This window comes from Aquimarina hainanensis (assembly GCF_042684685.1).
Lineage (GTDB): Bacteria > Bacteroidota > Bacteroidia > Flavobacteriales > Flavobacteriaceae > Aquimarina > Aquimarina hainanensis.
In genome coordinates this window covers 445,600-457,644 of sequence record NZ_JBHULX010000001.1, presented here as the reverse complement: position 1 = coordinate 457,644, position 12,045 = coordinate 445,600, and the positions used below count along the sequence as shown (strand labels likewise).

The window sequence follows — 12,045 nt, the reverse complement described above, 5'->3', positions numbered from 1 at the left end:
TTTTTAAAAATTATACACTACTTCCAGTTTATGCCCCTTAAGCGCTTTTCTGGCTTTTTCAAGATCTTGTGTAAATCCTAAAATGTACCCTCCTCCACCAGAGCCACAGAGCTTTAAGTAGTAATCGTTCGTCTCAATACCATTTCTCCACAAGGTTTGAAATTCCTTTGGGATCATCGGCTTAAAATTATCCAAAACAACATTAGATAATTTTTTTATGTTAGAGAACAACGACCTGATATCTCCTCCCAGGAAATCTTCCACACAGGCATCGGTATATTTTACAAATTGGTTTTTCAACATATTGCGAAATCCTTCTTGTCTCATTTTCTCCATAAAAATATTCACCATAGGAGCTGTTTCTCCTACAATTCCACTGTCTAAAAGGAAGACAGCACCTTTTTTATGATCTACACTTTGAGAAGGAATTCCTGCGGGTTCAATATTATCTTTGGAGTGGATCAATATTGGTAGACTGAGATAGCTATTTAAAGGATCGAGACCAGAACTGTTTCCATGAAAGAAAGATTCCATCGCTCCAAAAATTTTCTTTAGAGTCAGCAGTTTTTCTCTGGTCAGGTTTTCTAATACTGTAATCTTATTATCTGCATATTTATCATATATAGCAGCCACAAGCGCCCCACTACTTCCTACTCCATATCCCTGAGGAATGCTACTATCGAAATACATTCCATTTTCTACATCAGCCGTTAATCGCTCCAAATCAAACGTAACAATTCGCTCATCATTAATCTCTTCCAGATAGCTGGCAAACTTTCTTAGACTTTCATTAGAGTTTTTTGCTTCTTCATCGGGGTTTTCAGAAACTTTTAATGCTCCTTTATAAAAATTATAAGGAATAGAAAGTCCTTTGGAATCTTTTATAATTCCATATTCACCAAACAAAAGAATCTTAGAATAAAATAATGGGCTTTTCATGTTGTTTTCTCCTACCTTTTCCGGATTAGTATCCATATTTTTATAAAGTTACAAAAATTTAGCTCCTGTTCCTATTTTGTCACAAATATACTGTCCTTTCTGACAATAACCAACCAGCTCTTTTTTAACAAATTCCAATACGGTTTCTTTTTCTTTTTCAGGATATAATACATGTACATTTGCTCCTGCATCCAAGGTAAAACACACTTTGGAACCTGTAGCTTTTCTATAATCCCAAATCTTATTAATAATTGATAATGTATTTGGTTTCATCAGAATAAAATACGGCATAGAAGTCATCATCATCGCATGCAGACTCAATGCCTCACTTTCTACTATTTTTATAAATGCATCCTGATCTCCATTAATCAAAACCTCTTTTATCTTTGATATATTCTCTTTTGCTTGTTCAAATCTTTGTTTAGCAAAGGGGTGACCGTGCATTAAATCATGACCTACTGTACTACTCACTTGTTTCTCTCCTTTATCCACTAATAATATCAGATCTCGATATCCACTGAAATGATCATGAATTTCATACGGAAATTTCACTGCATACGCATCATCACTTCCTGTAATATCTGCATGTGCACCCCAAACTTCTACAGGTCCTTCTATACTACGGCAAGCACTTCCTGACCCCAGTCTAGCTAAGAATGATGCTTTTTTCAGAAAAGCTTCCTCTGTCATTTCTGGATGCATCTTTTTTTCCAATCCCATCAGACAGTACGAAAGTGCACTCATACCACTGGCTGAAGAAGCAATTCCACTACTATGAGGAAAAGTATTGGAGGTCTCTATCCTGAAAGTATACTGCTTCAAAAAAGGAAGGTATGGATATACTCGTTCAAAAAACTTTTGGATTTTCGGACGAAATGATGGTTTTAAAGCGCCTTCAAAAAATAATTCAAAATCAAAGGTATTGCCTGCCTCTTCTTTTTTAGCATACCAGACAGTAGTTTCTGTCTTGCAATGATCTAGGGTAAAACTTATAGAAGCATTCTCTGGTAATTGAACAGGTCTTTTCCCCCAATACTTTACTAAAGCAATATTACTTGGTGCACTACAAGAAATTTTTCCTTCATTCGGAATATCTTCAGTTGGTTTTAAAATAAATTGAGGGTAATCATTCATCTTTACTTCTATTTTTTGGCAAATATAAGTTCTTATCAACATTTATAGGACGCCCAACTAGTAAAAATAAATTGTTATTTTAGTAGCTCACTATATCATCGGATGAAAAAGAGACTACTTCGTACTACCTTGTCTGTTTTGTTTTGTTTATTTATTGGTTTTCTGGTCACTATTACTTCTCAGAAATCCCTTCATCCTTGGTACACTACGCTCAACAAACCTTCTTTCACCCCTCCTTATTGGGTCTTTTTTGCCGTTTGGAATCTTCTCTATTTTATGATGGGTATTTCTTTAGGAATTATTTGGAACAAAGGGTTCTATCATAAATTGGTAAAAACTGCGTTATATCATTTTGGGTTTCAACTGTTGCTGAATGTTTCATGGTTCATTTTTTTCTTTGGACTACAAAATTCATTTATAGCGTTATTAGATATAACTACCCTGTTTATCTTGCTATTATTTACAATTAAATGGTTTAAATTTGTAAACGCTACAGCTGCTTACCTACTTGTACCCTATATTCTATGGGTTGCTTTTGCGACCGCATTGAATTTTTGCATTTGGCAACTCAATTAATGAAGAACGTAGAAAGAATAAGGAATTAGAAAAATTTATGAGTAAAAAAGCAATTGTTTTACAAACAACTCTTGAGTTAATTACAAAACAAGGTATCCGAGCAACTTCTCTGTCGCAAATTATTAAAACATCGGGTGTTGCCAATGGCACCCTGTATCATCATTTCAAAAATAAAGAAGAAATCATATCCGAATTATACTTGATGCTTTCACAAGACTTTGGTACGGTCGTTATGAGAAACCTACCAGAAGAAGACACCAAGAAACAATTTGCTATTATGTGGCAAAACCTTTTTTATTATTTTGTAAACAATCCTTTGGCATTTATATTTTCAGAACAAATTGCACGATCTCCTGAGATCCCAACAAGTTTAAAAAATCAAGCCAGGCAATACTACAAAGACATCGAAGCTTTTTTTAGAGAAACTATCCGAAAAAAAGAGTTTAAAGCATATGACATACTAGTCATGGAAGAATTGTTTTTTGGAAATGTGGTTTCGCTGGTAAAACTATATGAAAATAAAGGCGGAAATCTAAAAGAACGTTGCATCAATCAGGCTATAGAAATTTCATGGAAAGGATTTCTAAAAAAAGCTGAATAATACAACAATCACCCCCTACATTATAAAACTACAGCATTTTTTTACTGTAATTTATACCTGAAACAAAAAAGCACCGGTATTATAGTTTAATCCGGTACTTTTTTGTTTGTATTATTTTTTTGTTGTACTAGTTAAACAGAATCTTCAGACAAGATTCTTTGTACATATCTTTCAGCGCTGCTTCAATTGCTTTTTTAGAATCTTCCGCAGTTCCTATGGAAGCTCCTTTATATGTCAATTCTCCGGTTTCTTTACTCCACACAAAGTCTTTATTTCCGGATTTGATAATTCTATCTTCATCTTTCGTTGTCACTCTAAATGTAACGAAGTCTTGTCCATACTCTACTCCTGCAGGGAAATAGATCTCTGTCACAAATTTAGTAGATCCTTTTGCATAGACATAGCACACACAATCTCCAACATCTTTTGTTTCAGACACTCGGACAATATTATTTTGCACAATTTTCCATCCTTCACTCTGATAAGTCCCTACCAAGTTCATCAACATGGTTCCTTTTTCCGCTAATTTCCCATCTACTAAAGATTCAAAAGTTACCAATGCAGAAATTGTTCCTGCACGTTCTTTTTGACTTACATACAATACTTTATCCAGGCTAAGTCTAAACTTGTATTTATTCACCCCTACAATATCATCTATTTGTCGTGCCAGGTCTTCTTTTTTATACCGTTTTCTCACCACAGTACCTGATAATCTTACATAGGCCGTATTCCCCACATAAGATTCACTAAACAATTCCAATACCGTTTCTTTATCCACTCCCTGATTCAGGCCATTGACCATATTCACATAATCAGAAAGAAGCTTTCTTACCGGCTCGTCATAGTCCGCTGCTTTGATATTCTGTACACTAAACGAGGTTAGCAAAGCCACAATAATAATTGTAATTTTTTTCATAATAATTTGGGATAAATATTTAATTTAAAGATACTAAACTTTTAACAATTTTATGCATTATCAAACGATACTACCTACACATTATTACCTAATGCTATCAATTTCTCTACTGTTCTCAGGTTTCTCGTTGTCGCATTACACATTAGCTTTTTTTCAAAAAATGCATTATTTAATTTTGTTTTTCCATATCCGTTAGGGATATACAGATACACCACTCTTTCTCCTGCCACTATCTTCTCCTCTTCTCTGGCTACTGATCTCAGTACTGTCTCTTCGGCTGCAGCTACTTTTTTTTCCAAAAAGGTAACATACACCTTCTTTCCCAGATCTTCTTCCTCGTACTGAAACGGATTTGCATTACGGATTCTTTTTAACTCTTCTATATCTAGCACCAAGACAGGAACATCAAATCCGTACCTTTTTTTTATTTCATGACTGATTACAGTACTTATTTCTTCTTTTTTATATCTATTTGTTTCGAATATCACATTACCACTCTGGATATAGGTTTGAATTTCTGACAATCCTATTTCTTCCAAAAGAGAAGTCAAGTCAATCATTTTTATTTTTTTTTGACCACTTACATTAATTCCTCTAAGTAAAGCAACATACATATTTTTTACTGTTTTGCAATAGCCTGAGCAGCGATATAAGCTCCCGTCCAGGCATTCTGAAAGTTAAACCCTCCGGTAATAGCATCAATGTTCAAAACTTCACCGGCAAAATACAAATTTTTATTTTTTTTACTCTCATACGTTTTAAAACTAACCTCTTTCAAATCGACTCCTCCGGCAGTAACAAACTCTTCCTTGAAGGTACTTTTTCCGTCTACAGAATACACGCTTTCTACTACTTCTGATGCCAGTTGCGACAATTGACTTTTGTTGACATCTGCCCACCGCATAGTATCTACAATCCCAGCTGCATTCACAAAGCTCCTCCATAAGCGTTTTGGCAGCTCAAATCTCGCATACTTATACACCAGTTGCTTAGCACACTCTTCTTTAAACCCTTTTAGTTCCTCTATTACATCTTTCCGGGTATACCCTGGCAGCCAGTTTACTTCTATCGTAAATGAATATCCGAGATCATGTAACACTAACGCCCCCCAGGAAGACAACTTCAGTATTGCAGGACCACTCATCCCCCAATGTGTAATCAGTAATGGTCCTTCGCTAGTCAGTTTCTGTCCTTGTATTTTTACCTCCGCATTAGCAACTACTCCAGGCAGTTCTTTTATCCTTTTATCTGCTATATTAAATGTAAATAAAGAATGAACAGACGGAACAATGGTGTGATTCAGCTTTTTCAATATCTCCCATATCTTTTGGTTACTTCCTGTAGCAACCATCATTTTTTTTGAAAAAAACACCTCTTTATTCGTCACGACTTTCCACAATGTTTCTTCCTGACCAAAGTCTTTAATAAGCTGCCCTTTTACAACTGTTACTTTTCTTTCTTTAGCCTCCTTTATAAAACAATCGATAATCGTCTGTGAAGAGTCAGACACCGGAAACACACGACCATCTTCTTCTATTTTCAATGCTACTCCTTTATTTTCGAACCACTCCATCGTATCTCCTGTCATAAAAGTATGAAAAGGACCTATCAACTCTTTCTCTCCTCTCGGATAGTTCTTACTCAATTCTTTTGGGATAAACTCTCCATGTGTAACATTACAACGTCCTCCTCCTGAAACTTTAACCTTCGTCAAAACTTCTTTTCCTTTTTCTATTATCAGAATAGTAAGCTCCGGATTTTGTGTTGCTACATTAATAGCTGTAAAAAAACCGGCAGCTCCTCCTCCGGCAATAATAAGATCATATATCATGTAGCAAAATTAGGAAAATCCGTAATGATCCCATCTACATTCCAGCTTTTCATTTTCTCGAACAACGGCTTTTTATTGACAGTCCACACATATACCTGCAACCCATTATTATGAGCTGACAAAACATGTTCTTCTTTTATACAAGAAATAGGAAGATGCACTGAATACGCTTGTAGTTTTATAGCGATCTCAATAGCTCTTTCTGGTTTTTCTTCCTCCAGTACACCTACTTTAATCTCATCACTCGCACGCCTAACTTGTGTCAATAACTCTTTATCAAAACTAGATACTATAAAGTCTGAAAAATCCCAAAAGGTCTCTTGAACAAGTATTTTTAGATACGACACAACCGACAAAGCTGTGTCTTTCCCTTTTAGTTCAATATTAATAGTACAGCGTTTATCAACAAGTGCCACTATTTCTGATAACGCAGGAATAGTAGCACCTTTATTTGTCACAACATTCTTCAATTCCTGAAATGATAATTCAGATACCCGACCTTCTCCCCGGGTTGTTCGATCTATTGTTTCATCATGCATCACGATCAACTCTCCCGAACGACAACGATGCACATCTATTTCCACTCCATCAACCGAATACCGAAGTGCTTCTTCTACAGATATCAATGTGTTTTCTTCTGCCAATCCCGCCGCTCCGCGATGTCCAAATATTTTCACAAGAACTACTATTATTTAAATGCCGGTATCCCTGTAATATCCATTCCGGTAATTAACAAATGAATATCATGAGTCCCTTCATAAGTAATTACACTTTCTAAATTCATCATGTGTCTCATGATACTATATTCTCCTGTAATTCCCATTCCTCCTAATATCTGCCTAGCTTCTCTAGCAATAGTAAGTGCCATATCCACATTATTTCTTTTTGCCATAGAGATCTGAGCAGAGGTTGCTCTTCCTTCATTTCTCAATACTCCTAATCTCCAGGTTAGCAATTGTGCTTTGGTTATTTCCGTAATCATCTCTGATAATTTCTTTTGCTGCAACTGTGTTCCTGCAATTGGTTTATCAAACTGGATTCTCTCTTTCGCATATCGCAGGGCGGTATCATAGCAATCCATTGCTGCACCAATAGCTCCCCATGCTATTCCAAATCGTGCAGAATCCAAACACCCCAATGGGGCCCCTAATCCACTTTTTTCTGGCAGGAGATTCTCCTTAGGCACTTTCACATTATCAAAAATAAGCTCTCCTGTGGCTGAAGCTCGCAACGACCATTTATTATGTGTTTCCGGGGTCGAAAACCCCTCCATACCTCTTTCTACAAGTAACCCATAGATTCTTCCTTCTTCATTCTTTGCCCAAACCACTGCTACATCAGCAAACGGAGCATTGGAAATCCACATTTTTGCCCCATTTAGTAAGTAATGATCTCCTTTATCTTTAAAGTTTGTAATCATTCCTCCTGGATTTGAACCATAATCCGGTTCTGTTAACCCGAAACAACCTACAAACTCCCCGGAAGCCAGCTTGGGCAAAAATCTTTTTCGCTGCTCTTCAGTTCCATATTTCCAGATCGGATACATCACTAAAGAGGATTGTACTGAGGCAGTAGATCGAATCCCTGAATCTCCCCTTTCTATTTCTTGCATAATCAGCCCATAGCTAATCTGATCCAAACCAGCCCCTCCATATTCTGCAGGGATATAAGGACCAAAAGCTCCGATATCTGCCAATCCTTTTATCAACTGTTTTGGAAATGCTGCTCGTTGTGCATATTCTTCTATTATAGGAGAAACTTCTCGTTTTACCCACTCCCTAGAAGCTTCCCTCACCATTTTCTGTTCTGCTGTCAATAGTTCATCTAACTCATAATAATCAGGTGCTTGAAATAAGTCTGGCTTCATACTGCTTGTTGTTTTATAATTAAAGAATACATGAAAGTTTCTGAGATAAGAATTCTAACAAATGTACTTAATGCTACCAGAGAAAACAATTTTTTTAATTCGTTAAAAAAATCAACAAATTCAAACTACATACAGATGTTTCTTACTGTTTCTCATTTGTTTTTTTCTAAAAGTGTGTATATTTTCTACAGTATTAACGTGCATTCTACACTTTTTATACAATTTCCACACATCTACGATCATCCCCATCTCAATCTTCAACCACTTACAAAACAAGGGATTACCAACAAATTACAAGTACCTTCCAAACAATGGCACAATTTTAACAAAAGAATACATGTAAAATACAAACCCCTGCAACAATGAAAAATCTATTTTTAACTCCTATTCTTATAATAGGTATATTAATAGGCTTAGAAAATGTTTCTGCACAGAATGCGCCTCAGGAAGGAATTTCTACTGAAAAAGAAATCGCTTCTATTCCGGTTAAAGAATTACCAGAAACCATCACAAAAGCTGTTGAAAGGGATTATAAAGGGGCGGTTATTAATAAAAGTACACGCTCTGACAAAACGTCTTTTTACGAATTAAAATTAGCATATAAAAATGGAGAAACTTTAGTCATCAACTATGACCCAAAAGGCAATCTCATAAAAAAGTAACTAACTAACATTATTTTCATAGCCAAATCAACTAAAAGATGTAATCACAATTGCATTGCCCCCAAGAGAAATGAATCTCTTAATACTACAGATTCATTTCTCTATTAAAAATGAAAATATTAAAAAAATAAAATTATGAAATAGAAAGTACCCGAATTATGCAATAGGTTTTCACAGCAAAAGCTAAAATAGTGACAAAGGAGTAACTACCCGGTCTATTTTGATAACACAAACTCAACTACTAAAATATCAGAATACACTAAACGCTATACAATATTTAGCCATCTCATGCCCAGGTCGAAAATCTGTTGTATAATTTCGGGCTTTTAACTCCCTCTAAACATTTAAAAACCACCAATCCTAACCTACCCATGCTTTGGTTTTTAAGCACAAATCCCCTTAAGGTCAAAAATTAAGAACATACTACAAAACCACCCGAGATGGTTATATTTAGAAAAAGTGAGGATTCTTTTTGAATTCTTGCTTTTTCACTTTTTGTATTACATTTTTAAATAAAAGTCTTTTGTCAGCTTCATATAAGCTTCTGTATATTGGTGTCTGGAAGACTCTATCACCAGCTCTTCTTCTTCACACATTTTATTCAAAAAACCTAGTTCCAAAAGGCTTCTTTTCAAAACTGTATCTGGAGTCCCTCTAACTCTGGTAATTCGTTGCGGAAACAAGGAAACCTGTGCTGCCAACTCTATAATTCGCTTCTCTTCTTTAAAAGGAACTATCAATGCTAGTTTACCTTGCTCATTCAATAGACGAACAGCCCCGTGAATAAGATGTTCAAACGGAAGGGCTTCTTCAAACCTTGCCAAATCTCTTTTGACATCTGTTGTTTTATAATCCTCTGCAAAAAATGGAGGATTACTAATAATCAGGTCGTAAGAATCCTCTATTTCAGTCACAAATTCCTGAAAAGAGGCATGATAACAAAAAAGTCTATCCCCCCAAGGAGACCCCTCAAAATTATCAACTGCTTGCTCATATGCATCAGAATCAATTTCTAACGCATCGACAATTTCTGCCGGAGATCGCTGCGCCATCATCAGAGCAATAACCCCTGTTCCGGTTCCCACATCCAATATAGAATGTACAGTATCAGATACAGAAGCCCAAGCCCCTAAGAGCACCCCATCTGTCCCTATCTTCATAGCACATCGCTCTTGATGCACTTCAAATCTTTTAAACACAAAAGGTTTACTCATACACTAAACATTTCCAAAACAGTTACAGATACAAATCAATTAATCCATCCGGCACCTGAACCAAAATTTGTTTTTTATTTCTATCTACTTTTACAATAAATTCATCATTCATAGGAATAAAAATTTCTACTCCATCCCTATCCACTTCGAACAAAGACTGAGCCGTCGAATCATTTATTCCTTTTACAACTCCTACTTCACCAAAAGAAGTATCCACTATAGTAAATCCAATTACTTCATGAAAGTAAAATTTATTCCCTTCCAGTGGAGGCAATAGAGATAACGGCAAATACAATCCTGCTTTCATCAGGCTATCCGCATCCTCTTCTGAGTCTACATCTTCAAATTTTATCCGCAATAGATCGCTTTTATGTAAAACACATCGTTCCAAAAAAAATGGAATCAGGTTTTTGTTATATTCAACAAAAACCGATTCCATTCCTACATAACTTTCAGGATCATCAGTATCTAATTTTACTAGCACCTCCCCTTTGAAACTAAATTTACTTACGATTCTACCCAGATAGAAGCATTCTTCTTTCTTCATAGTTCGTGACTAAATATAACTACTCTTCTTCGTTACTAGCTTCTGGTGTTTCTTCTTCAGCTTTTGCAGCCTCAGCAGCTTCTGCTTGTGCAGCCGCCTCTGCTTCTGCAGCAGCAGCCTCACGCTTAGCATTCACTTCTTTTTCTGCAGCTAATGCTTTTTCTTTTGCATCAGCTTCTTCTTTTGCTAAACTTTCTTTCTTAGCAGTAACACTTCCTTCTTTTTCTGCTAACCAAGCCTGGAATTTCTCTTCCGCTTGTTCCTCGGTCAAAGCTCCTTTTTTCACACCACCAGCTAGGTGATTTTTCAATAAGGCTCCTTTATAAGATAAAAGTGCTCTAGCTGTATCAGTAGGCTGAGCTCCATTTTGTAACCACTTTACAGCACTATCAACATCTAAGTCGATTGTTGCAGGGTTAGTATTTGGATTATAAATTCCTATTTTCTCTAAGAATTTACCATCTCTTTTTGCTCTAGCATCTGCTGCTACAACCCAGTAAAAAGGCTTCCCTTTTTTACCATGTCTCTGTAATCTGATTTTAACAGGCATACGAATTAATTTTTGGGTACACGACCCTATTTATAATTTAAAAGTCTGCAAAGATACTGTTTTTTTATAAACCCTGACACAAAAGAACTTACAACTTTGCAACTAACCTAATAATTTTTCTCAAACCAACAAGTTTATCCGTACAGCAAAAAAACCTACAAAAATTAAAAAATCTTACAAAAACAGGTATTTAACCGTTAAAAACAGCACTTAATCGTTATTTTATTTCATTTTATTCTCTTAAATATTGGTAAATCAATATTTTAACCCTACTTTTGTTTTCGTTTAATAGCAATTACTTTAAAACCGTAATTAAGTTACAACAAAGCCCCTAGTAAATATGAAAAAAACAACTACACTTATCTTACTTTCTTTTTTCATCATAACCTCCTGTAGTACAGATATTGAGATTAACACTCCTGCATTACAAGCATCCGTAGAAGGAGAGCTTTTCAGAACTGATTTCAAAAAAGCAGTAATTAAAGATGATGGTCGCCTTATGATTATTGGTCATTCAGGAACGGAAACCATTCGTTTTTATACAGCTACTACCAAGGAAGGAAAGTACAAATTAGGACAATCCAATGTAGAAAGCTCATTCGAAACAATGGATAGTAAATTTTTATCCACGGCAGAAGAGAGTGAAGGAGAAATTGTCATTACGGAAATCTCCAACAATGAGATCACTGGTACTTTCTATTTTAAAGACTTAAAGGACACTGAAGGAAACACAAAAAGCTTTAGCAATGGATGGTTTTACAAAGTTCCTATCGGAGATGAAACCCCTGAAGACACACCTGAAGTTCCCAATCCATGCCTTACAAACGCAACTTTAACAGCTAATGTAGACGGAACTCCAATTGAAACAGACACACACAGCGCAGAATCCTTTGGAACTGATAATTCGTCTATTCTTATCAAAGCCGCAAACTTTAAAGAAGAGATCACTATTATTTTTCCTATTGACGCAATTCCAGGAACTTACAGCCTTACTGGTTCTGGAGATTACAGTGCCACTTATGAATATAAAAAAGATAAGGCATCTGCTGTTTCCGGAGAGATAACGATCATATCCCATGATCAAGAAACAAGATGCATCAGCGGAACTTTCTATTTCAGTACCGGAGGAGATACAGAAATAACAGAAGGCGTATTCGATTTCGGATATTAAACAAACCAAATATTTACCTGTAGAAAGCGCATTTATA

Annotated in this window: 14 protein-coding genes; 4 read left to right on the top strand and 10 right to left on the bottom strand. The window is 35.7% G+C overall.

Translation table 11 applies throughout. The annotated features are described in order from the left end of the window. Positions 1-3: 3 nt before the first annotated feature. Entirely contained in the window at positions 4-939 is a 936-nt protein-coding gene (locus ACFSTE_RS02040; protein ID WP_378258968.1) for a mevalonate kinase family protein, read from the bottom strand. 48 nt (positions 940-987) lie between these two features. After that, positions 988-2,073, bottom strand: a complete 1,086-nt coding sequence (locus ACFSTE_RS02035) for a diphosphomevalonate/mevalonate 3,5-bisphosphate decarboxylase family protein (protein ID WP_378258224.1) — start codon at positions 2,071-2,073, stop codon at positions 988-990. A gap of 102 nt (positions 2,074-2,175) precedes the next feature. On the opposite strand from ACFSTE_RS02035, the gene ACFSTE_RS02030 reads away from it, so the two are divergent. Continuing rightward, positions 2,176-2,649 (top strand): TspO/MBR family protein, encoded by a 474-nt coding sequence (locus tag ACFSTE_RS02030; protein ID WP_176027801.1) that lies wholly within the window; start codon positions 2,176-2,178, stop codon positions 2,647-2,649. Positions 2,650-2,686: 37 nt separating this feature from the next. Next, a complete protein-coding gene (locus ACFSTE_RS02025; RefSeq protein WP_176027802.1) occupies positions 2,687-3,250 on the top strand; it encodes a TetR/AcrR family transcriptional regulator in 564 nt (187 codons plus the stop codon). Between the two features lie 127 nt (positions 3,251-3,377). Here the strand turns inward: ACFSTE_RS02025 and ACFSTE_RS02020 are convergent, their stop codons facing one another. The 5 genes from ACFSTE_RS02020 to ACFSTE_RS02000 form a co-directional block, all read right to left on the bottom strand. After that, positions 3,378-4,166 (bottom strand): hypothetical protein, encoded by a 789-nt coding sequence (locus ACFSTE_RS02020; RefSeq protein WP_176027803.1) that lies wholly within the window; start codon positions 4,164-4,166, stop codon positions 3,378-3,380. Positions 4,167-4,240: 74 nt separating this feature from the next. After that, positions 4,241-4,780 carry a DUF1697 domain-containing protein gene (locus ACFSTE_RS02015; protein ID WP_378258221.1) on the bottom strand — a complete coding sequence of 180 codons (540 nt, stop codon included), beginning with the start codon at positions 4,778-4,780 and terminating at the stop codon, positions 4,241-4,243. Positions 4,781-4,785: 5 nt separating this feature from the next. Continuing rightward, on the bottom strand, positions 4,786-5,997 hold the full coding sequence (locus tag ACFSTE_RS02010; protein WP_378258219.1) for a BaiN/RdsA family NAD(P)/FAD-dependent oxidoreductase: 1,212 nt from the start codon (positions 5,995-5,997) through the stop codon (positions 4,786-4,788). Beyond that, entirely contained in the window at positions 5,994-6,674 is a 681-nt protein-coding gene (locus ACFSTE_RS02005) for a glycerophosphodiester phosphodiesterase (protein ID WP_378258217.1), read from the bottom strand. Before ACFSTE_RS02005 ends, ACFSTE_RS02010 begins: the two co-directional genes overlap by 4 nt. A gap of 11 nt (positions 6,675-6,685) precedes the next feature. Next, complete coding sequence (locus ACFSTE_RS02000) at positions 6,686-7,864, bottom strand: acyl-CoA dehydrogenase family protein (RefSeq protein WP_176027807.1); 1,179 nt, start codon at positions 7,862-7,864, stop codon at positions 6,686-6,688. 362 nt (positions 7,865-8,226) lie between these two features. On the opposite strand from ACFSTE_RS02000, the gene ACFSTE_RS01995 reads away from it, so the two are divergent. Beyond that, positions 8,227-8,526: a hypothetical protein gene (locus tag ACFSTE_RS01995; RefSeq protein ID WP_176027808.1), complete on the top strand. Its 300-nt coding sequence runs from the start codon at positions 8,227-8,229 to the stop codon at positions 8,524-8,526. A 500-nt stretch (positions 8,527-9,026) separates the two neighbouring features. Here the strand turns inward: ACFSTE_RS01995 and ACFSTE_RS01990 are convergent, their stop codons facing one another. Genes ACFSTE_RS01990 through ACFSTE_RS01980 form a run of 3 tightly spaced genes read right to left on the bottom strand, consistent with a single transcriptional unit; the run spans position 9,027 to position 10,837 of the window. Further along, a complete protein-coding gene (locus ACFSTE_RS01990; RefSeq protein WP_378258215.1) occupies positions 9,027-9,740 on the bottom strand; it encodes a tRNA1(Val) (adenine(37)-N6)-methyltransferase in 714 nt (237 codons plus the stop codon). A 22-nt stretch (positions 9,741-9,762) separates the two neighbouring features. After that, positions 9,763-10,287 (bottom strand): ribosome maturation factor RimM, encoded by a 525-nt coding sequence (rimM, locus tag ACFSTE_RS01985; protein WP_176027810.1) that lies wholly within the window; start codon positions 10,285-10,287, stop codon positions 9,763-9,765. A 19-nt stretch (positions 10,288-10,306) separates the two neighbouring features. Continuing rightward, on the bottom strand, positions 10,307-10,837 hold the full coding sequence (locus tag ACFSTE_RS01980) for a 30S ribosomal protein S16 (RefSeq protein ID WP_176027811.1): 531 nt from the start codon (positions 10,835-10,837) through the stop codon (positions 10,307-10,309). A 340-nt stretch (positions 10,838-11,177) separates the two neighbouring features. Between ACFSTE_RS01980 and ACFSTE_RS01975 the strand changes: the two genes are divergently transcribed. Further along, positions 11,178-12,008 carry a DUF6252 family protein gene (locus ACFSTE_RS01975; protein ID WP_378258212.1) on the top strand — a complete coding sequence of 277 codons (831 nt, stop codon included), beginning with the start codon at positions 11,178-11,180 and terminating at the stop codon, positions 12,006-12,008. The last annotated feature ends 37 nt before the right edge of the window (positions 12,009-12,045 follow it).